This is a genomic window from uncultured Roseibium sp., from assembly GCF_963675095.2.
Taxonomy (GTDB): domain Bacteria; phylum Pseudomonadota; class Alphaproteobacteria; order Rhizobiales; family Stappiaceae; genus Roseibium.
On the sequence record NZ_CAXXSJ010000014.1, the window covers coordinates 93,992 to 114,296 of the forward strand.

General features: G+C 62.7%; 17 protein-coding genes and 2 pseudogenes. 11 read left to right on the top strand and 8 right to left on the bottom strand.

What is annotated here, in order from left to right:
* Positions 1–243 precede the first annotated feature (243 nt).
* On the bottom strand, positions 244–1,002 hold the full coding sequence (locus ABIN98_RS05585) for an SDR family oxidoreductase (protein ID WP_346908146.1): 759 nt from the start codon (positions 1,000–1,002) through the stop codon (positions 244–246).
* 278 nt (positions 1,003–1,280) lie between these two features.
* Between ABIN98_RS05585 and ABIN98_RS05590 the strand changes: the two genes are divergently transcribed.
* Both ABIN98_RS05590 and bfr read left to right on the top strand, forming a co-directional pair.
* A complete protein-coding gene (locus ABIN98_RS05590) occupies positions 1,281–1,523 on the top strand; it encodes a (2Fe-2S)-binding protein (protein WP_346908148.1) in 243 nt (80 codons plus the stop codon).
* Positions 1,524–1,535: 12 nt separating this feature from the next.
* Complete coding sequence (gene bfr / locus ABIN98_RS05595; protein ID WP_346908149.1) at positions 1,536–2,021, top strand: bacterioferritin; 486 nt, start codon at positions 1,536–1,538, stop codon at positions 2,019–2,021.
* A gap of 16 nt (positions 2,022–2,037) precedes the next feature.
* Here bfr and ABIN98_RS05600 read toward each other — a convergent pair whose 3' ends face one another.
* The 7 genes from ABIN98_RS05600 to ABIN98_RS05630 form a co-directional block, all read right to left on the bottom strand.
* The gene (locus ABIN98_RS05600; protein ID WP_346908151.1) at positions 2,038–2,691 is read right to left on the bottom strand and encodes an ATP-binding cassette domain-containing protein; all 654 of its coding nucleotides are present in this window, start codon (positions 2,689–2,691) and stop codon (positions 2,038–2,040) included.
* Positions 2,692–2,698: 7 nt separating this feature from the next.
* A complete protein-coding gene (locus ABIN98_RS05605) occupies positions 2,699–4,408 on the bottom strand; it encodes an ABC transporter permease subunit (protein WP_346908153.1) in 1,710 nt (569 codons plus the stop codon).
* Positions 4,409–4,417: 9 nt separating this feature from the next.
* The gene (locus ABIN98_RS05610) at positions 4,418–5,635 is read right to left on the bottom strand and encodes an ABC transporter substrate-binding protein (RefSeq protein ID WP_394701445.1); all 1,218 of its coding nucleotides are present in this window, start codon (positions 5,633–5,635) and stop codon (positions 4,418–4,420) included.
* A 110-nt stretch (positions 5,636–5,745) separates the two neighbouring features.
* Positions 5,746–8,217: an ATP-dependent helicase HrpB gene (gene hrpB / locus ABIN98_RS05615; RefSeq protein ID WP_346908154.1), complete on the bottom strand. Its 2,472-nt coding sequence runs from the start codon at positions 8,215–8,217 to the stop codon at positions 5,746–5,748.
* A 10-nt stretch (positions 8,218–8,227) separates the two neighbouring features.
* On the bottom strand, positions 8,228–9,265 hold the full coding sequence (gene glk / locus ABIN98_RS05620) for a glucokinase (RefSeq protein ID WP_346908156.1): 1,038 nt from the start codon (positions 9,263–9,265) through the stop codon (positions 8,228–8,230).
* Positions 9,262–9,693 (bottom strand): methylglyoxal synthase, encoded by a 432-nt coding sequence (locus tag ABIN98_RS05625; protein ID WP_346908158.1) that lies wholly within the window; start codon positions 9,691–9,693, stop codon positions 9,262–9,264. Before ABIN98_RS05625 ends, glk begins: the two co-directional genes overlap by 4 nt.
* A 294-nt stretch (positions 9,694–9,987) precedes the next feature.
* Positions 9,988–10,761, bottom strand: a complete 774-nt coding sequence (locus tag ABIN98_RS05630; RefSeq protein WP_346908160.1) for a DUF1194 domain-containing protein — start codon at positions 10,759–10,761, stop codon at positions 9,988–9,990.
* Positions 10,762–11,332: 571 nt separating this feature from the next.
* Here ABIN98_RS05630 and ABIN98_RS05635 point away from each other — a divergent pair.
* The 9 genes and pseudogenes from ABIN98_RS05635 to deoC all read left to right on the top strand — a co-directional run bounded on the left by ABIN98_RS05635 (position 11,333) and on the right by deoC (position 20,207).
* Positions 11,333–12,316 (top strand): sugar-binding transcriptional regulator, encoded by a 984-nt coding sequence (locus ABIN98_RS05635; RefSeq protein ID WP_346908162.1) that lies wholly within the window; start codon positions 11,333–11,335, stop codon positions 12,314–12,316.
* A gap of 115 nt (positions 12,317–12,431) precedes the next feature.
* Positions 12,432–13,392: pseudogene (locus tag ABIN98_RS05640) on the top strand (BMP family protein).
* A 96-nt stretch (positions 13,393–13,488) separates the two neighbouring features.
* Complete coding sequence (locus ABIN98_RS05645) at positions 13,489–14,502, top strand: BMP family ABC transporter substrate-binding protein (protein WP_346908164.1); 1,014 nt, start codon at positions 13,489–13,491, stop codon at positions 14,500–14,502.
* Between the two features lie 81 nt (positions 14,503–14,583).
* A pseudogene (locus tag ABIN98_RS05650) lies at positions 14,584–16,121 on the top strand (ABC transporter ATP-binding protein).
* Complete coding sequence (locus ABIN98_RS05655; protein WP_346908166.1) at positions 16,118–17,224, top strand: ABC transporter permease; 1,107 nt, start codon at positions 16,118–16,120, stop codon at positions 17,222–17,224. Before ABIN98_RS05650 ends, ABIN98_RS05655 begins: the two are co-directional and overlap by 4 nt.
* Before the next feature lie 9 nt (positions 17,225–17,233).
* The gene (locus tag ABIN98_RS05660) at positions 17,234–18,202 is read left to right on the top strand and encodes an ABC transporter permease (protein WP_346908168.1); all 969 of its coding nucleotides are present in this window, start codon (positions 17,234–17,236) and stop codon (positions 18,200–18,202) included.
* A complete protein-coding gene (gene cdd, locus ABIN98_RS05665) occupies positions 18,199–18,597 on the top strand; it encodes a cytidine deaminase (RefSeq protein ID WP_346908169.1) in 399 nt (132 codons plus the stop codon). The genes ABIN98_RS05660 and cdd overlap by 4 nt, the downstream gene beginning before the upstream one ends.
* A 25-nt stretch (positions 18,598–18,622) precedes the next feature.
* Positions 18,623–19,435 (top strand): purine-nucleoside phosphorylase, encoded by an 813-nt coding sequence (locus ABIN98_RS05670; protein ID WP_346908171.1) that lies wholly within the window; start codon positions 18,623–18,625, stop codon positions 19,433–19,435.
* On the top strand, positions 19,428–20,207 hold the full coding sequence (gene deoC / locus ABIN98_RS05675; protein WP_346908173.1) for a deoxyribose-phosphate aldolase: 780 nt from the start codon (positions 19,428–19,430) through the stop codon (positions 20,205–20,207). The genes ABIN98_RS05670 and deoC overlap by 8 nt, the downstream gene beginning before the upstream one ends.
* The last annotated feature ends 98 nt before the right edge of the window (positions 20,208–20,305 follow it).

Sequence of the window (20,305 nt, forward strand, 5' to 3'; positions counted from 1 at the left end):
TATTGGGTATTAAATTGCAGAGAAAACGTATTCGCATATTGTTTCGGTGAATAATGATTAAGATGTGTAGTATCTTCGCCTGGGCAGTATTTGCTGGTGCTAAGGTATTCCTGCCATTGGTGTTTAAGACAATGGTCCAACTGTGGCCTCGTCGGTATCGCGCTGCAGCAAAACCCACGATTCCGGCAAAAGCCGGCACCCGGTCCAATCGCCGGGTAACTGGCTTCAATAAAAATATGCGACTTATACGTGCTGACCGCCGTTGATGTGGATTTCCGAACCCGTCACGTAGGAAGACGGCGCGGTGCACAGGAAGTGAATCGTGTCGGCAACTTCGTCCGGTCGACCGAGACGGCGAAGCGGGATTTCCTCGACCAGTTTTTCCGTCCCCGGCGACAGGATGGACGTGTCGATCTCGCCCGGCGCGATGGCGTTCACCCGGATGCCGTGCGGTCCGAAGTCCGCTGCCATTTCGCGGGTCAGGGAGGAGAGCGCGGCCTTGGACGTCGCATAGGCAGTGCCCGCGAACGGATGGACCCGGCTGCCGGCGATGGAGGTCACGTTGACGATCGACCCGCCCGCATTCTTCAGTTCCTTGAACAGGCCCCGGCCCAACATGATCGGCGCGAAGAAATTCACCTGAAAGACATGACGCCAGATGTGCATCGAGGTCGTCAGCGAATCCAGCCGCTCGCCTTCGTCGCCCTTGGGGCTGATGCCGGCATTGTTGATCAGCGCATGCAGCTTCGATCCGTGCGGCTCCAGGCGCTTGCGCATCTCCTGGATTGCGTAGCCGAGATTTTCGGGATCCGACAGATCCACCTGGATGTGGTCCTCCGGACCCATCGGCCAGGGGCACTTGTCGGAAAAGGCATGCCGCGAACAGGTGATGACGCGCCATCCGGCGGCGGAAAACCGCTTCACGGTCGCGTGGCCGATCCCCCGGCTTGCACCGGTCAGGACGACGGTTCGACGCTCATCAATCGGATTGCTGTCACTCATGCGGACTTTGCCTCAATATGGAACCTGATGCGAAAAAGTTGACTTTTTCAGGTTACTTTAGTTTATGCGGTCCAACCTTTGTATGCCAGAATGAGCCCGATTGGGAATTCCTAAACGAAGCAGGGTTGGCGTGAACGAATTTGGTGGCATGATCAGTGCGGGGTTTCGTAAATTCTTCCGGTTTTCAGAACCTTGTGATTGGTTGGCTGGGCCTTACATCCGTCACGTCTGCCGAGTGTGAGTTTACGATCTGAGACGAGGATGGCCCGGGGCCCGGAATGATCATCTGTTCCTGTAATGTGTTGTCGGACGCGCAGCTTCGCAAGGCGGCGGACGAGATGCGCGCCGATCCGAACGGCAAGGTGCCAACCCCTGGCGCCGTGTTCCGGCATTTGGGCTGCCGGCCCCGTTGCGGCAGCTGTTTCCCGGCTGTGATTCGAATTATTCACGAAGATGCAGAAGACGGCGGCTCCCAAAGCGGCTATGCAAGACTAAAAGCCGCCGGCAACCGCGGGCGATAACGGAGAGGCATCATGAAGGGCGAACCGAGGGTTATTGAGTATCTGAACAAGGCGCTGCGCCATGAGCTGACTGCGGTCAACCAGTACTGGCTGCACGCAAACCTCATGGACGACTGGGGCTATACCAAGCTCGCCGCCAAGGAGCGGGAGGAATCGGCGGAAGAACGCGATCACGCCGACCGGATCATCAACCGGATCATCTTCCTGCAAGGCTTGCCCAACCTGCAGGTGCTCGATCCGATGCGCATCGGCCAGTCGCTCAAGGAATGCATCGAATGCGACCTTGCAGGCGAATATGTCGCCAGGGCCCTCTATCACGAGGCGCGCCAGGTCTGCCGCGAATGCGAAGACTATGTCTCCATGGAGCTGTTCGAGACCCTTCTGGGGGATGAGGAAAGCCACATCGATTTCCTCGAAACCCAGCTGGGTCTGATCGAGCAGATCGGTATCGACAACTATGCGCTGCTCCAGGCGTCGCCCGCGAACGCTGCTGACTGAGTGAGGCCGACCGGTCCTAAAGCCGGACCACGTCGCCGCCGGCCGCTTCGGCGTCGTCCGGGTCGTGCGTGACGAGCAAGACCGGCAAGCCTTGCTCGCGCGCCTTTGAAAACACCAGATTGCGTAGATCGGCGCGCCGCGTCTGGTCGAGGCTTGAAAACGGCTCGTCGAGCAGGAGTGCCCCCGGCTCGGCAAGAAGCAGCCTCATGAGGGCGACCCGCGTTTGCTGGCCGCCGGACAGGGTGGCCGGGTCGCGGTCGAAGAACCCGGCAAGCCCCACATCGCGCAAGGCATCTTCGGCAATGGCGCGGCGCTGCCCGTTGTCTCGGCCTTTGATCTTGTTGAGGCCGAACAGGAGGTTCTCACCGACCGACATGTGCGGAAACAGAAGCGGGGCCTGGAACATCAGCCCCACTTTGCGTTCCTGCGGCGGAAGCGTCGTGATCTCCGTGCCATCCAGCCAGACTTGCCCGGTTGCCCGGAAGGCGGGATCCAGAAAGCCGGCGATGAAATCCAGAAGAGAGGATTTCCCGCTGCCGCTGTCGCCCATCACCGTCAACACGTCCCCGGGAGCGATCCGCCGGTCAAGCGTCACCAGTCGCCTTGTCTCAAGGTTGATTTCAACGTGATCCAGCTTCAGGCCGGACGGGGAGGGCGGAGGGTCTGCCATGCCTGTCTTATCGTTGAAGTCTGAGGCCAAGTCGATGCCGGAACGCGATTGCGGGAACGACGCTTGCCAACAAGAAGCCCAGAAGCGGCAACAGCAGTTGCAGTAAGGCATAGACGGCCGCGACCGAACGGCTGCCCCCGCTAGCCAGCACCACGCTCTCGGTCGTGATCGTAGCGATCCGTCCGGCCCCGATCATCAGGGTTGGAAGATACTGGCCGATGGAAACCGCGAACCCGATCGCCGCGGCCACGATCAGCGGGCGCAGCAGCATCGGCAGGCGGATCGACCACAGGATCCGGTTTTGGGAAGCACCCAGGGATGCGGCGACCTTGGCAAGACGCGGATCGAGATGATCCCACGGATCGGACAGGGCGAGAAAGACATAAGGCAGGACGAAGACAAGATGGGTCAAGGCGACGGCGACCAGGGTGCCGTCCCATCCGGCGACGAGAAACAACACCTGCAGACCGAAGAGAAACGAAATCTGCGGTACCAGCAGCGGCAGGAACATGAGCCTTCTGAACGCGGTGCGGCTTCGACGAGGGCCGGTCCGGGACCACAATTCCAGCTGCCAGACGATCAGCGCGATGGCAACCAGCGCCGCCGGCAATGCTATGAGGAGCGTATCGGCAATGAGTTGGCTGCCGCTTGAGTAAAGGCCGGTCCAATGGCGCAATGTCAGCGCCGACGGAAAAGCTTGCGGGAACCACCAGCCTGCCGTCAGGGACCAAAGGACAAGCGTAGCCAGGGCCGCAACCATGGCGGCGATCAGGACGCCGACGAAGGCAGCCGCCGAATGCCGCATCAACCGGTCGCGGAGATGCCGACGGCCGCTGCTCCAGCCGGAGCGGGCGATCCGGCTAAACAGAATTTCGCCGAAGCGCCAGATGAGGATGGCACCGATGCTCAGGAGCAGTTGCACCACGGCACCGGCGGAGGCCTGAAGGCGCAACGCGGGATCGGCATCGGCCATCCAGTCGATGATCCGGGGTGCGAGCGGGGCGGGTATCGTCGGCCCAAGGATCCGGGCGACATCGACGACGGATGTCCCATAGGCCAGCACCGCCAGGATGGGCAGGCGGATCTGGGGATAGATCTGCGGCAGGGCGACCTTGAAGAAACCGGCGATCCGGCCGTAACCGAGGTTCGAAGCGATGCGCATGTGACGGCGGGCCTCCGTCTGCGGCAGGGCGGCAAGTGTCATCAGGAAGAGGAACGGCACTTCCTTTGCGATCAGGCCTGCCGTCATGGTCAGGCCGAGCGGGTCGTGAATGATCAACAGATCCGGAGGACGGTCGAGACCTGTTGCCCACGGGGACAGCAGCCGGACGATCAGCCCGGACGGTGCGATCACGAACGCAAGGCCGATGGCCGCCGCAGCATGGGGGACGGAAAGCAAAGGCGACAGAAAACGGGTCATTGCCCGGAAGACCCGGGTTTCAAACCAGGCGGCGGTAAAAAGCGCCACAATCGCCAGGGAGACGGCCGTCGCAGCGAGGCCCGTCCCCAGGCTGAGCGCCAGGGAGCGGGCGATGCCCGGTTCACTCAAGGCAGCCCGGAACGGGTCAAGTGACACGGCCGACCCGCCGAGCGCCGGCAGATAGCCGAAGGCCGGCAGCAGGGTCGCTGCCAGACCGAGACCGACCGGTCCGGCGATAAGGATCAGGATAACCACGCTCGGAAGCGCGCGCTGCAAGAGGGCCGGTCGTCGTGCCACGGCAGGTTGTCAGGATCCGCCGTAGCGGGCGGCCCAGGCCTTTTCGATGGCCGCGACCCAGCTCGGATGCGGTTCGGGAAGGGTGGGGCCGAGGTCTTCCGGGCCGAGCGTGGCAATGCCCAGATCGATCGCCTCGAAGCGCGCCCGCTCGCTTTCCGGCAGGCTGGAAATCTTCAGGACGGTCGGGTCGCCCCAGACGGCCGGATCCTGCTTGCGCGCCTGGGCTTCCGGCGACAACAGGAAATTCGCCAGGACCTTTGCGCCTTCCTTCACGGAGCTGTTGAACGGAATGGCGACGAAATGGGTGTTACCGATGGTGCCGCCATCGAGCACGAAGCTGCGCACCGTGTCCGGCAGTTCGCCGTTGGCGATGGCGCTGGAGGCATCGCCCGGATTGAAGGTGAAGGCAATATCCAGTTCACCGTCGGCCAGCAGCTGGCGCATCGCCGCCGCATTGGCCGGGAAGGCCTCCGCCTTGCGCCAGAGGTTGGGATGGATCTGGTCCAGATAGGCAAACAGCGGCGCGACATCCTGGTCGAACCGGTCCGGATTGACCGGCTGTTCCTGCTTGCTCCGGTCGTCGATCTTCGAAATCAGGATCTGCTTCAGGAAGGTCGAGCCATAGAAGTTCGGCGGTTGCGGATAGGTGACCCGGCCGGGATGATCGGCGGCATAGGCGGCCAGCGCGTCGAGGCTGTGTGGCGGTTCGGCAAGCCTTGAACTGTCATGCATGAAGACCAGCTTCGCCATGCCCCAGGGGCTTTCCTGGCCGTCGGTCGGAACCGTGAAATCGGAAAGAACTGTCGGCTTGCCTTCAACATCCACGTAAGCCCAGTTCGGCAGTGTCTGCGCCCAGCCCGGCTCGGCGAGCAAGCCTTGCGATTTCAACGTGTTGAAGTTCTCGCCGTTGATCCACACCAGATCGACCGTGCCTCCTGTTATTCGGCCCGCAGTCTTTTCCGCAACGATCTGGGTGACCGTGCCGGCCGTGTCGGTGACCTTTACATGCTTGACCGTGACGCCGTAGCGGTCTTTGACCTCACTTGCAGCCCAGTCGATATAGGCATTGATCCGCGGTTCACCGCCCCAGGCGTGGAAGTAGACCGTCTGCCCGCGCGCCGCCGCGGTGACATCGTCCCAGGACGGGTCCTTGGCGGATTGGGCCTGCGCGAGTGTGGCCGTCAGGGCCAGAGCTGCGGCAATCGGCATGACACGTTTCAAGGACATCGGCTAACCCCCTGTTTCTTCTTGTCCGTTCTGTTGCCCAAAGGCAGCGGCGCGGTCAAGACAAGGCTTTGTGAGTGGGTGCGGCACAGGCGTCGGAAAAGGGGCGCCCCTCAGGTGCCTCTCGGCTTTGCCCGGCGGGTTGCCTCGGCGGAGGTCGGGTCGTCCGGCCACGGATGTTTCGGATAGCGGCCCTTCATCTCCGCCTTCACATCGGCCCAGGATCCGGCCCAGAAACCGGGAAGATCGCGGGTGATCTGGATCGGGCGCTGGGCCGGAGACAGCAGTTCCAGCGTCAGCGGTATGCGGCCGTCGCACACCGACGGATGGCTGGAAAGTCCGAACAGTTCCTGCACGCGGATGGAAATGGCAGGCCCGGTTTCACCGCCGTAGTCGATCGGGACTTTGCTTCCCGTTGGCGCGGTGAAATGGGACGGCGCCAGCCGGTCGAGCCGGGAAGCGGCATCGAACGGAAGCAGGGCCGCAAGCGCGTCGCCGAGGCAGGCGGCGTCGATGGCCGAGACGCTGGTCTTGCCCGCCAGAAACGGACCGAGCCAGTCGTCGAGCGTTTCTGCCAGGGCGTCGTCAGACAAGTCCGGCAGATCGCTCTCGCCGTTGTCGCGCAGGTACCCGATGCGAGCACGCAGACGCAGTTGGTCCTTCGTCCAGGGCAGGCGCCCGACCCCGCGCCGTCGCACTTCGCCAAGCAGGGCGCGTGTGACCGCTTCCGGATCGGGCGTGTTGATCTGCCGGGCCTCGAGCTCGACGGCGCCGTAGCGGCGTACGCGCCGAGCCCTCAGGGCGCCTTCCTTCTCGATACGGACCTCATCTTCCTCGACGATGTCGTCGGCAAACAGTTCCTCGATTTCCGCCTTCGCGATCGGGGCGCACAGCATGATCCGGCCACTGGCGGCCTTCCCCTGGATGTCCGCAACGGTCAGGAACGGTTCGCCCGCCAGCGGATGTTCTTCTGGAAGTTCGGCGCCGCGGCCGTTCGCTAGCCGGAACCGTCCGCGCTGGCCTCGCGCCTGGGCGACCCGGTCCGGATAGGCGTTGGCAAGCAGAACGCCCGCGTCCTCCGGTTCGATCCGTTTGTCCGATCCGCCGGCCATCTTGTGCCAGCGCTCCGCCAGCAGACGGGTGTCCCGTGCACGCGGGCTCTTGTCCTCCCTCAGGCGCCGCAACCGGACCCTGAGGTCCGGATCCGGTCCACCGAGCCCCGGTTCGGAGAGAAGGGCCGCAATCATCGCCGCAGTCAGTCCCTCGCCCCGGGACGCGGCGCGGTCGAGCATGTGGGCAAGCCGCGGCTGCAGGGGCAGGCGGGCGAGCGCCTTGCCCTGCTCGGTCAGGTGTGCGTTGTCGTCGAGCGCATGCAGTGCCTTCAACAGCTCTACGGCTTCGGACCAGGCCGCAGCCGGAGGCGGGTCGAGGAATTTCAGTTGCGCCGGATCGGTCGTGCCCCAGGCGGCCAGATCGAGCGCCAGGCCCGACAGATCCGCCTCGAGGATTTCCGGGGCTTCCGAAGCGGCAAGGGAGACCGTCTGCGCCTCGTCCCAGAGCCGGTAGCACACGCCGGGTTCGGTTCGCCCGGCGCGCCCGCGCCGTTGGTCGGCGGAGGCGCGCGACACCCGGACGGTTTCCAACCGGGTCAGCCCGGTCTGGGGCTCGTAGCGAGGTACGCGGGACAGGCCGCTGTCGATGACGACACGCACGCCCTCGATGGTAAGTGACGTCTGGGCGATGGCGCTGGCCAGCACGATCTTGCGCGTGCCGGGGGGAGCAGGGCGGATCGCCAGATCCTGTGCCTTGCTGTCGAGCGCGCCGTAGAGCGGGGCCAGCTGGCAGCCGGCGGGCAGCTTGTCGTCAAGCATCTCCGCGGTCCGGCGGATCTCGCCCTGGCCGGGCAGGAACACCAGGATCGATCCGGTCTCCTCTCCGAGCGCCTGCCGGACGGCGCGGGCGACCTGAGGTTCGATCCGTTCCTCCGCCTTGCGGCCGAGATAACGCGTTTCGACGGGGAAGCTCCGGCCCTTGCTTTCGATGACCGGGGCGTTGCCAAACAGCCCGGCGACGGACGCCGCATCCAGCGTCGCCGACATGGGCAGCAGCCTCAGGTCCTCGCGCAGGGCGCCTTGCACATCGAGCGCCAACGCCAGCCCCAGGTCGCCATCCAGAGATCGTTCGTGGAATTCGTCGAACAGGACTGCGGCAACGCCGGTGAGTTCCGGGTCGTCCAGGATCAGGCGGGTAAACACGCCCTCGGTGATGACCTCGATCCGCGTTCGGGCACTGACCTTCGTTTCCATGCGGACCCGGTAGCCGACGGTTTCGCCCGTCTTTTCGCCCAGCTCCGAGGCCATACGCCGGGCGGCCGCCCGTGCCGCTAGCCGGCGCGGCTCCAGAACCAGGATCTTGCCGTCCTCGCGCCACGGGGCATCGAGCAGGGCAAGTGGAACCCGTGTCGTCTTGCCCGCACCGGGCTCTGCCACGAGAACCGCATTCGGGCTGCCTTCAAGCGCTTCCAGCAAGTGCGGCAGGACGCCGTCTACGGGCAGGGGCGTGGCGAAGGATCGGGTTTTCGACATCGGATAGCAGTCAGGCGGAGGCCTGTGCCTCTTGTCGCCAGCGCCGCCCGGCCATGTCGACGGCGAAGCGATGCGGTGTGCGGGCAAAGGCGGCGAGCCCTTCGAGCGCCGGATTGGGATGGCGGACGATGAAGGTCGGGATCGATCCGACCAGGGCCTCATGCGGGGCCTTGGCTTCAAAGGCCGATCTGAAGGCGCCGCCGGTGAGGAAACGCGCAATATGCAGTGTGACGCCACCGGTCAGATAGACGCCGCCCCGGGCAAGCAGCGACAGGGCGAAGTCGCCCGCCACACGGCCGAGGCCACCGGCGAAGACTTCCAGCGTCTTCACGGCAACGGCATCGCCGGCATCGGCGGCTTCGGTGATATCGGCGGCGGAGGAGAAATTCCGCTCTGCCGTCATGGATGCGGCGACCGCCCTGGCCAGTCGGGGAAGGCCGGTGCCGCTCAAAACCTGTTCGGCGCCGATCCGTCCGCCAAGGCGCTCGATATGAGGCCAGATCCGATAGTCGTCGGCGCTGACCGGCCCCAGTTCCACATGTCCACCTTCGCCGGGAACGGGGATCCAGGTGTCAGCGGCATGGATCATCGCCGCTGCTCCGAGGCCGGTTCCCGGGCCGAGAACGAATTTGGTGCTGTCCGGCCGGGCCTTGCCGCTGCCGATCTGCTCCGTGTCACTGTCCTTCAGGCCCGGCAGGGCGAGCGCCTGGGCCTCGAAATCATTGAGGATGACGACGTCGTCGAGCCCGAGTTGGGCGATCATCTTCCGTGGTTCGATCACCCAGTCCGCGTTCGTCAAAGGGATCCGGTCGCCGGTCACCGGGCCCGCGACCGCGACGATCGCCGTGCGCGGCGCTTTGTCGGTCGCGGAAAGGGCCGCCTTGATCGCCGAAACGATATCGGGATGGTCGGCCGTTGCCGCCGACGGGAGCAGATCCGTTTCCGCTTGCGCGTGGTCAACCAGGGCAAAGCGCGCGTTCGTCCCGCCGATATCGGCGACGAGGACGGGAAAGGCAAAGGACGTTGCGGACGGCAGGGACATGCTCATGAACGGAAAAGATCGATCTCGGGCGTCGTGGAAGTCGTTTTTAGACCGGTCAGGCGGGCGGAGCGAAGCAGAATTTCCGCCGTGGACAGATTGAGCGCCATCGGCAGGTCGTAGACGAGGGCAAGGCGCATCAGCGCCTTCACGTCCACGTCGTGGGGCATGGGCGTCAGCGGGTCGACGAAGAAGATCAGCCCTTGGAGGTTGCCATCGGCGATCATCGCGCCGATCTGCTGATCGCCGCCCAGGGGGCCGCTCTTGAAAGGGGTGATGTCGAGTTCCGGACAGGCTTCGGCGATACGCCCGCCGGTGGTGCCGGTCGCCACGAGGCGGAAGTCGGCCAGCTTGTCCCGATTGCGCCTGGCGAATTCCACCATCGCATCCTTCTTGGCGTCGTGGGCCACGAGAGCCAGGACGGGGCGATCAGCCATGAAAAGGTCTCCGGACATCCGCATTTCGCATGCAACAGATGTACCGCTATGTCGGGGTGATCGCAAAGGGTGCAGGAAAAGACCTGTTGGAAGTTTTAGGGAGGGGGTGCAGGAAATGGTTTCTGCGCCACGCAAGCGGGGGCAGACAGAGGGGGCGGACAGAGAGCGTAGACGATGACGTGCGGATGTCCGGCCGAGGCACAAGCCGACACATTCGCCTGTCAGCGCAATGGAACCTTCCCGCGAGGTTCGTCCGGACGAGGGCGTGAACCCTGGCCGGTCAGTTGAGACCCTTTAGTCGAACAGTCCGCAGCGGATCGGTTCGCGTCCCGCAACCCGTTTCACCAGCGGATCTTCGAATGTGGCTCCGGCGACTTCCATGACCAGCTTCATGCGGATGGCATCCTCGAAGCCTTCCTTGGAACGCACCGGAATGGCGAAGGAGCCCGGACCGCCGATCACGCAGTCTTCGTAATAGTGATCGAGCTGAAGCATGGCCTGCCAGGAATTCTGGTTCGCCTTCATCATCAACGGCAGCCCGTTGATTGTAACGCCCGTTGCGATGGTTTGATCGCGCACGTCCGTCACCGAGCCACCCTGGTTGTTGGGCCCGTCACCGGAAATGTCGATCACCTGACGCAGACCCGCATAGGCATTGGTCTGAACCATTTCGACGGACTTGTGCAATGCCGAGGCAATGGAGGTCCGTTGAACCTGGCGCAGGGGGGCTTCGGCGATCTTGGAAGCAAAGGCTGCCGCACTCTGCTTGTCCTGGATAACCGTCCAGTCGGCCACGATGAAGTGCTCGTCCACGCCGCCCCATTCCAGATAGGTGACCGCGATCCGCCCGATCGGGCCGATCTTGATCGCATCCAGAAAATCGGCGGATGTCAGCGCAGCGACATAGCCTGCCCGCTGGACCTCCTGCTCGTCAGTGTCCATGGATTGAGATATATCGACGGCCAGGACCAGTTCGACATCGACTTCCTTGTTAGGGTCGTACGCTTCGAACTGAAAGGCGCCTTTTGGCGCGTTTGCGGTGCCTGCGATTGCGCAGGTGGCCGTCATGAATGCTGCAAGGAAAAAACTTCCCGCAGAAGTGATGGGGTTTTTGCACATTCTGAGAGGCATAGATTTTCTCCTTTTTACCTCACGCTGTTTCCAATGGATCTCCCTAGTCGGTTCAATGGGTTTGTTTTTTGCGCGCCGGCCATCGCGAAAATCGCGGATATCCGCGAGAATCGTTTAGCTGGCGAACCTGATAAACAAAGCAATAGCCGTGCCAAAGTAGGCCTGATTCTGATTTAACTGGCAAAATTAAAAGTGCACAAAGTGCGCATTACCAACAGGTAAGCATCATTTGCCTACGAACAAGGCAAAAATTGCCGGGTTTGGCTTCGCCGCTACGTAAGTGGGAAAAAATTGCCGGGCTCGGCACATTTGTCAGTCATTCAAATTTTTTGACTAAAAAAGCAGCATTTGCCCAAAAAATTTACGATTTCTTAGCTTGACGCAAGCGCGCTCCGCAGGCAGTCTTGAAGAAATTCGCATTGAGTGAATAATTTTTCAAAGACTCTTTCGGGCCGCGTGATGACGCGACAAGGCCTGATTCCGCGATAAGGATGGGGGCGACCTTCCGATGCAGGCGCGCGAGGACGATTGGACGAACTACCTGGCGATCCGGGCGGCCTGGTTGTCTTTTGTCGGCGGCCGCACGCAAGGGGAAATCGCCAAGCAGCTGGGCATGTCCCCGGCGAAGGTGCACCGGCTGATCGCCCACGCCCAAAAGGCGGGCTATGTGAAGTTCCAGATCGAAGGTCGGCCGCTCGAATGCCTCGAACTGGAAGAACGCATCGCCGGTGAATTCAATCTGAACAGCTGCATCATTGCGCCGGATCTTGGTGGCGGCGATGTGGACGGGGCAATTCGCGCCGTTGCAGTCTCCGCAGCCCATATCCTGTCCGATGTCGTTTCGTCCAATGCGGTTCGGCGCATCGGCGTCGGCATGGGCCGGACGATCAAGGCGGCCGTTGAGGCCATGCCCAGGGTCAATCGGCCCGACCTGGAAATCATCTCCATCTCCGGCTCCCTGACCCGGACGCTTGCGGCCAATCCGTTCGACGTGGTCCAGCGCATGCAGGAGCGCACCGGCGGCGAGGGCTACTATCTGCCCGTGCCCTATTTCGCCGAGAGCCAGGAAGAGAAGGACATGTTCCTCGGCCAGCGCAGCGTCCAGAACCTGATGGAACGCGCGCGCGGCTCGGATGTCTTCATCGTCGGGATCGGCTCTGTGGAGAACGAGGGCCATCTGATCCAGCGCGGCATGATTTCGAAGGAAGAGCAGGCGGATCTCATGGACAGCGGCGCCGTCAGCGACCTGATGGGCCGGTTCCTGACGATCGACGGAAAGATTGCTCCCGTATCTCTGGGCGACTGCGCGGTCGGTCTCCATTTCAACGAGGTGCAGGGGGCACGGCTTATTGCGCTGGCGGGCGGAGAGAGCAAGGTGGATGCGGCCCTTGCGGCCCTGCGCGCCGGTGTGATTACCGATCTGGTTGCCGACGAGACCCTGGCAAGGGCCTTGAGCGACAAGATCGGATTGCAGTTGGCCCGCTCCGCATGACGCGGACCGGGCCGATAGGGGAAGTCTACGAAGGGTCCGCCGACGGGGCGGCTCCGAATGTCGGAGGACATGTAAAGTGAAAAAGCTCCTGACGATTACAGCCGCACTGGCTGGTATGGCGTTTTCATCCGCTGCCATGGCGGCGGATATCAAGCCGGCCGTTCTTTATGATCTCGGCGGCAAGTTCGACAAGTCGTTCAACGAAAGCGCCTACACTGGCGCCGAGAAGTTCAAGACGGACACCGGCGTCGAATACCGCGATTTCGAAATCCAGAACGATGCCCAGCGTGAACAGGCCCTGCGGAATTTCGCAAAGCGCGGCCAGAGCCCGATCGTCGCCATCGGCTTCTCCCAGGCCAATGCAATCGAAAAGGTCGCCAAGGAATTCCCGGACACGCAGTTCGCCATCGTCGATATGGTCGTCGAGCTGCCGAACGTGCGCTCCATCGTGTTCAAGGAGCAGGAAGGTTCCTACATCGTCGGCATGCTGGCGGCCGAAGCCTCCAAGACCGGCAAGGTCGGTTTCGTCGGCGGCATGGACATCGGTCTGATCCGCAGGTTCGCCTGCGGCTACAAGCAGGGTGTGCTTGCTGCCAATCCGAAGGCTGAGGTCTTTGAAAACATGACCGGCACCACGGGTGCTGCCTGGAACGATCCGGTCAAGGGCGGCGAACTCGCCAAGTCCCAGTTCGACCGCGGCGCGGACGTTGTCTACCATGCGGCCGGCGGCACCGGCATCGGTGTTCTCCAGGCAGCCGCCGACGCCGGCAAGCTCGGCATCGGCGTGGACAGCAACCAGAATGCCCCTGCATCCGGGTTCCGTGCTGACCTCCATGCTCAAGCGCGTCGACGTAGCCGTCTACAAGGCCTTTGAAGACGCCAAGAACGACGCCTGGACCTCAGGCGTTCAGGTTCTGGGCCTTGCCGAAGGCGGTATCGATTGGGCGCTCGATGAAAACAACGAGAAGCTGATCACGCCTGAAATGAAGGCATCGGTCGAAAAGGCCAAGGCCGATATCATCGCCGGCACGATCCAGGTCCATGACTACATGTCTGACGAGAAGTGCCCGTTCTGATCCCCGCATTTCCGCCGCATCCGAATTGACCCGGATGCGGCGGTCGTCGTTTATTGAAAATATCAACAATCGATGCGCCGGCGGCGGGAGCTTTTGATGAAAAATCTGGTTGCGAAGACACTGGCCGGTTTCGGCGCCCTGGTCTTCGGCGTTCTGATCCTTGCCGGCACGGCTGCCGTCGCGGATCCGGCGATCGTTTACTCGGTCGGCGGCAAGTTCGACGGATCTTTCAACGAAAGCGCCTACGCCGGCGTTCAGCGGTTCGAAAACGAGTTCAAGACCAAGGTCCGGGAGTTCGAACTCGACCGGGATGCCCAAAGCCTTCAGGCCCTGCGGAACTTCGCAAATCGTGGCCATGAGCCGGTCGTCGCCATCGGCTTCAACCAGGCTTCGTCGGTCACCCAGGCTGCGAAAGAGTTTCCGGACACCTCCTTTGCCATCGTCGACATGGTCGTCGATGCGCCGAATGTGGCGTCTTACGTCTTCAAGGAAAACGAGGGCGCCTATATCGCCGGCCTTCTGGCCGCGATGGCGACCAAGACCGGAACCATCGGCTTTGTCGGTGGCATGGACATCCCGATCATCCAACGGTTTTTGTGCGGCTATCAGCTCGGCGCACGGTCGGTCAATCCGGACATCAAGGTGCTCTACAACATGGCCGGCACAACGCCTGCGGCCTTTGCCGACCCGGCCCGCGGGGGTGAATTGGCCCGCAGCCAGATCGGCCGGGGTGCCGACGTGATTATCCAGGCTGCGGGCGGCACCGGCATCGGTGTGCTTCAGGCTGTGGCGGATGCCGGTGTGCTCGGGATCGGGACCGATTCCAACCAGAACGGCCTGCATCCGGGCCATGTGCTGACCTCGATCCGCAAGCGGGTCGACAACGCCGTCTTCGACAGTTTCAAGACCGCCCATGACGGCGCGTTCAAGCCCGGTATCCGTGTCCTCGGCCTGGCCGACGGCGGCATGGATTGGGTTCTGGACGACAACAACAAGAGCCTGGTGACGCCTGAGATGATCGCCGCCGCTGATGCTGCGGTCGCTGCGATTTCCTCCGGCGAGATCAAGGTGCACGACATTCTGACCGACGGGGCCTGCCCGCGGCCGTAAGACCGATCGAAAATCGGGTCGCGGCCGCCAACCTGGACTGGGCGATATGACAAGAAAACAAAAACACTGCCGGAGCCGGGCATGAGCGACACGCCCGCGATCGAACTTCGCAACATCTCCAAGAGTTTCGGCCCGGTCCATGCGAATCGGAATATCGACCTGACCGTCAGCAAGGGATCGATCCACGGCATCGTCGGCGAAAACGGCGCCGGCAAGTCGACGCTCATGTCGATCCTCTATGGTTTCTACCAGGCTGACAGCGGCGACATCCTTGTCGATGGCAAGAAAGCCCAAATCGGCGATTCCAAGACTGCGATTTCGCTCGGTATCGGCATGGTTCACCAGCACTTCATGCTGGTCGACAATTTCACCCCCCGTTTTGGAAAACGTGATCCTGGGCGCGGAAGGCGGACCGCTGTTGTCCGGTGGGGTATCCAGGGCGCGCCAGGAACTGAAACGGCTGGAAGACGATTACGGCCTCAAGGTCGGGGTGGATGCGCTGATCGAAGATCTTCCGGTCGGTCTGCAGCAGCGCGTGGAAATCCTGAAGGCCCTGTTCCGCGGAGCTGAAATCCTCATTCTCGACGAGCCGACCGGGGTCTTGACGCCGGCTGAAGCCGATCACCTGTTCAGGATCCTGCAGGTGCTCAAGGACGAGGGCAAGACGGTCCTTCTGATCACGCACAAGCTGCGCGAAATCATGGCCGTCACCGATACGGTCTCCGTCATGCGCCGCGGCGAGATGGTGGCGACCCGCAAGACCTCGGAGACCTCCATGGCGGAACTGGCCGAACTCATGGTCGGCCGCAGTGTGCTGTTGCAGGTCGACAAGAAACCGGCCGAACCGAAGGGAACGGTCTTGGATGTCACGCACCTGACCGTGACCGACAGCCGTGGCGTTCAGGTCGTCAAGGACGTGTCCTTCAATGTCCGCGCCGGCGAGATCGTCGGCATTGCCGGGGTCTCGGGCAACGGCCAGTCGGAACTCCTGGAAACGCTCGCCGGTATCCGCAAGGCCACCTCCGGAAAGATTACCATCGAGGGCGAGACGATCGACCTTGCCGAAACGCATGTCGATCCGGCGGAAATGCGTGAGCGGAATATGGGGCACGTCCCTGAGGACCGGCACCGCATGGGCCTGGTCACCAGTTTTCTGGAATATGAAAAACGCGATCCTCGGCTACCACAACGATCCGGAATATTCGAAGGGTTTCCTGCTCGACATTCCGAAGATCCGGGACGCGGCCCGCAAAGAGATCGAACAATACGATATCCGACCGCCGGACTGTCTGCTCAAGACCGCCAATTTCTCCGGTGGCAATCAGCAGAAGATCGTCCTGGCGCGCGAGATGGAGCGCGATCCGACCGTGCTCTTGGTCGGACAGCCGACCCGCGGCGTCGATATCGGCGCGATCGAGTTCATTCACAAGCGCCTGATCGAAATGCGCGATGCGGGCAAGGGGGTCTTGCTGGTGTCGGTGGAACTTGACGAAATTCGCGGCCTTGCCGACCGGGTGCTGGTCATGTTCGACGGCAAGATCGTCGGCGAACGCGCGCCCGAAACGGACGAAAGCGAGCTGGGTCTGCTGATGGCCGGCGTACACGGAGAAAGCGCATGAGCTCGGGACAGTTGCCTCGCTGGGTCGACTTCGGCCTGATCCCGATCCTGAACCTGATCGCCGCCTTCCTCGTGTCGGGGCTGGTGGTGCTGTTGATCGGCGAAAACCCGCTGGAGGCGGTCAGGATCCTGCTCTGGGGCTCGCTCGGTTTCGGCGAGGGGATCGGTTTCACCCTGTTTTACGCCACCAATTTCATCTTCACCGGCCTCGCGGTGGCCGTAGCCTTCCACGCCGGCCTGTTCAATATCGGCGGCGAAGGCCAGGCCTATATCGGCGGACTGGGTGTGGCCTGGGCCTGCCTGGCGCTGGACCATTACGTGCCCTGGTGGGTGACCATGCCGTTTGCGCTTGCCGGTGCTGCGATCATGGGCGCTGCCTGGGCGTTCATTCCCGCCTGGCTGCAGGCGAAGCGTGGCAGCCACGTGGTCATCACCACGATCATGTTCAATTTCATCGCTGCCGCGCTGATGAACTATCTGCTGGTCAATGTCATGGTGAAGCCCGGCTCCATGCAGCCGGAAACGCGCACCTTCGAGGCCGGCGGCAAGCTGCCGTTCCTGAAGGAATTCGTGCCCGGCATCGATTTCGGTACCGCGCCGGTAAACCTCGCCCTGATCATCGCCCTGCTTGCCTCGGTCGCCGTCTGGCTGATCGTCTGGCGAACGCGTCTGGGCTACGAGATCCGGGCCTTCGGGGCAAACGCGACGGCCGCCGTTTATGCGGGTATTTCTCCGGTCCGGGTCATCGTCGTCACCATGCTGATTTCCGGTGGTCTTGCCGGAATGATGGCGATCAACGAGATCATGGGGTCTCAGCACCGGCTGCTTCTGGAATTCGTCACCGGCTACGGCTTCGTCGGCATCGCCGTCGCGCTCATGGGCCGGGCCCATCCGGTTGGCATTGTGCTCGCCGCCATCCTGTTCGGCATGCTCTATCAGGGCGGGGCGGAACTCTCCTTCGAAAAGCCGGCAATCACCCGCGACATGATCATCGTGATCCAGGGTCTGGTGATCCTGTTCGCCGGTGCGCTGGAACACATGTTCCGCCCGGCGCTGGTCCAGTTTTTCTCATTCAGCCGGTCTCCGGCAGAGCAGGCAGGGTAGGAGACTAAGATGTTCGATACCCTGATCCTTATTCTCGATTCCACCGTCCGCCTGTCGACACCGCTGCTGCTGGCCTGTCTCGCCGGTCTCTATTCGGAGCGGTCGGGCGTGGTCGACATCGGCCTTGAAGGCAAGATGCTCGGCGCGGCCTTCGGCGCCGGTGCTGTCGCCTATGTCACCGGCAATGCCTGGCTCGGGCTGCTGGCCGGGATCGTGGTCGCCATCGCCCTGGCGCTGGTGCACGGCTTTGCCTCCATCACCAACCGGGGCAACCAGATCGTTTCCGGTGTCGCCATCAACTTTCTGGCCGCCGGCCTGACGGCCCTTCTCGGCCAGACCTGGTTCCGCCAGGGCGGGAGGACACCGCCGCTGCCCGAGGGTGGCCGGTTCGGCAATATCCAGCTTCCCTTCGCTGAACAGGTCCGTGACATTCCGGTCGTGGGCGGGGTCTATTCGGAGCTTCTGTCCGGCCACAACATCCTGGTCTATGTCGCCTTCCTCGCCGTACCGGTGACCTGGTGGATCCTGTTCCGCACCCGCTTCGGCCTGCGTCTCAGGGCCGTTGGCGAAAACCCGGCGGCGGTCGACACGGCCGGCATCTCGGTCGTCTGGCTGCGCTACCGGGCGGTGATCGCCTGCGGCATCCTCACCGGCATCGCCGGCAGTTACCTGTCGATTGCCCAGTCCTCCGGCTTCATCAAGGACATGACCGCGGGCAAGGGCTTCATCGCGCTCGCCGCCCTGATCTTCGCCAAGTGGCGCCCGGCAAACGCCATGTTCGCCTGTCTGCTGTTCGGGTTCCTCGATGCGGTGGCGATCCGTCTTCAGGGGCAGGAGATCCCCGGGCTTGGCGAAGTGCCGGTTCAGTTCTTCCAGGCGCTGCCCTATATCCTGACCGTGATCCTGCTTGCGGGCTTCATCGGCAAGGCGATCCCGCCGAAGGCGTCGGGCATTCCCTATCTGAAGGAGCGCACATGAGCGGGCTCGAAGACTTGTTCGAAGCGGCCAAGGCGGCCCGCGAGAACGCCTATGCGCCTTATTCGGATTTCAAGGTCGGCGCGGCAATCCGCACCGAAAACGGCAAGGTCTTTTCCGGCTGCAACGTGGAAAATGCCGCCTATCCGGAAGGAACCTGCGCTGAGGCCGGCGCCATCGCGGCAATGGTTCTGGCGGGCGAGACGCGAATCGGCGAAGTGGTGGTGATCGGCGATGCCGCGCTTTGCTCGCCTTGCGGTGGCTGCCGTCAGAAGCTGAAGGAATTTTCGGCTCCGGATGTGGTTGTTCACATCGCCGATCTCGACGGCATTAAGCAGAGTTTTACGGTGGCCGAGTTACTGCCGGCGGGCTTTGAACTCCACGGCAATCGCGCTTGAACTGACAGAAGGGGATTGATCCGTCATGAGCGGATTTGGCCATGAATGCGCGGAGATCGTCCGCGCCGCCCGTCCGGGCTCTTATCGCATCGGCATGATCCTCGGCTCGGGGCTGGGATCGCTTGCCGAAGAAGTGGAGGATGCCGTGCGCATTCCCTACTCCCATCTGACCGAGTTCCCGGTGTCCACCGTCACCTCCCATTCGAGCGAACTGGTGGCGGGAAGCCTATCCGGTGTGCCGGTCGTGATCCTCTCCGGGCGCGCGCACTATTATGAAAGCGGCGATCCGACCGTGATGCGCACGCCGGTGGAGACGTTGAAGGAGCTCGGCTGCGACATCCTGCTTGCGACCAATGCGGCCGGATCCTTACGCGAGGACGTGGCACCCGGAAGCCCGATGCTGATTTCCGACCACATCAACTGGTCCGGCAAGAACCCGTTGATCGGCGAAGAAGACGAGAAGCGCTTCCTCGACATGAGCGCGGCTTACGATCCGGAGCTGCGTGGTGTTTTGAAAAAGGTCGCCAAAGAAACCGGCGATCCGCTGGCGGAAGGTGTTTACATGTGGTTCTCCGGCCCGTCTTTCGAGACGCCGGCCGAAATCCGCATGGCTAAGATGCTGGGCGCGGATGCGGTCGGCATGTCCACCGTCCCGGAAGTGATCATGGCCCGTTTTCTGGGGCTGCGGGTTGCCGCCCTGTCGATCATCACCAACTACGGGGCAGGCCTGCAGGCCGGGGCGCTGTCCCACGATCAAACCAAGAGTGTTGCGCAGACCGGTATGGCGCGCATGAAAGACCTCGTCAGAGCATTTGTGAAGGAGATTGGACATGGCTGACCTTTCGGCCACCGACATGGCAAAACGGGCCCTGAGCCTTCTTGATCTGACGAACCTGAATGACGATTGCACCGCAACCGATATCTTTGAGCTGACGCAGCGTGCGGTGACCGAACACGGCTCGGTCGCGGCCGTCTGCATCTGGCCGAAATTCGTGGCCCAGGCGGTCGGCGAATTGAAAGGCACCGGCGTCAAGGTTGCGACCGTGGTCAACTTCCCCGAAGGCGGTACCGACACCAAGGCGGTTGTCGCGGAAACGGAGAAAGCCATTGCCGACGGTGCCGACGAGATCGATCTCGTCATGCCCTATCGGTCCTTCATGGACGGCCGCAAGGGCTTCACCGAAGAGCAGATCATCCAGGTCAAGGCCGTCATTCCGGAGCCCGCGCTCCTGAAAGTCATTCTGGAAACCGGCGAACTGGCCGATCCCCTGCTGATTCATCTGGCCTCCGAAATCGCCATTGGGGCCGGAGCGGACTTCATTAAGACATCGACCGGCAAGGTGCCGGTCAACGCCACCATGGATGCCGCCGAGGTCATGCTGACGGCGATCGAGGAAGCCCGGCGCGATCACGAGAAATCCGTTGGTTTCAAGGCGGCCGGCGGGATCCGCACCCTGGAGGACGCGGCCGGTTATCTGTCGCTCGCCGACCGGATCATGGGCCCCAACTGGGTCTCGGCCTCCACGTTCCGCTTCGGCGCAAGCGGCCTGCTGGATGCACTGATCGCGACCCTTGAGGGCGGCGAGATCGAGGCGAACGACGGGTACTGATCATGCTGGCGCAGGAACTGATCCGCAAAAAACGCGATGGCGGCACTCTGGATGACGCGGAAGTCCGCTTCTTCGTCGAGGGGCTTGCCGACGGCAGC

Coding starts and splice junctions, on each gene's coding strand:
- ABIN98_RS05600 (WP_346908151.1), bottom strand. CDS start 2,691: ATGGCAGACCCTCCGCCCTCCCCGTCCGGCCTGAAGCTGGATCACGTT.
- hrpB (WP_346908154.1), bottom strand. CDS start 8,217: ATGTCGAAAACCCGATCCTTCGCCACGCCCCTGCCCGTAGACGGCGTC.
- ABIN98_RS05585 (WP_346908146.1), bottom strand. CDS start 1,002: ATGAGTGACAGCAATCCGATTGATGAGCGTCGAACCGTCGTCCTGACC.
- ABIN98_RS05660 (WP_346908168.1), top strand. CDS start 17,234: ATGTTCGATACCCTGATCCTTATTCTCGATTCCACCGTCCGCCTGTCG.
- bfr (WP_346908149.1), top strand. CDS start 1,536: ATGAAGGGCGAACCGAGGGTTATTGAGTATCTGAACAAGGCGCTGCGC.
- ABIN98_RS05610 (WP_394701445.1), bottom strand. CDS start 5,635: ATGTCCTTGAAACGTGTCATGCCGATTGCCGCAGCTCTGGCCCTGACG.
- ABIN98_RS05670 (WP_346908171.1), top strand. CDS start 18,623: ATGAGCGGATTTGGCCATGAATGCGCGGAGATCGTCCGCGCCGCCCGT.
- ABIN98_RS05635 (WP_346908162.1), top strand. CDS start 11,333: ATGCAGGCGCGCGAGGACGATTGGACGAACTACCTGGCGATCCGGGCG.
- ABIN98_RS05630 (WP_346908160.1), bottom strand. CDS start 10,761: ATGACGGCCACCTGCGCAATCGCAGGCACCGCAAACGCGCCAAAAGGC.
- ABIN98_RS05590 (WP_346908148.1), top strand. CDS start 1,281: ATGATCATCTGTTCCTGTAATGTGTTGTCGGACGCGCAGCTTCGCAAG.
- deoC (WP_346908173.1), top strand. CDS start 19,428: ATGGCTGACCTTTCGGCCACCGACATGGCAAAACGGGCCCTGAGCCTT.
- cdd (WP_346908169.1), top strand. CDS start 18,199: ATGAGCGGGCTCGAAGACTTGTTCGAAGCGGCCAAGGCGGCCCGCGAG.
- ABIN98_RS05625 (WP_346908158.1), bottom strand. CDS start 9,693: ATGGCTGATCGCCCCGTCCTGGCTCTCGTGGCCCACGACGCCAAGAAG.
- ABIN98_RS05645 (WP_346908164.1), top strand. CDS start 13,489: ATGAAAAATCTGGTTGCGAAGACACTGGCCGGTTTCGGCGCCCTGGTC.
- ABIN98_RS05655 (WP_346908166.1), top strand. CDS start 16,118: ATGAGCTCGGGACAGTTGCCTCGCTGGGTCGACTTCGGCCTGATCCCG.
- glk (WP_346908156.1), bottom strand. CDS start 9,265: ATGAGCATGTCCCTGCCGTCCGCAACGTCCTTTGCCTTTCCCGTCCTC.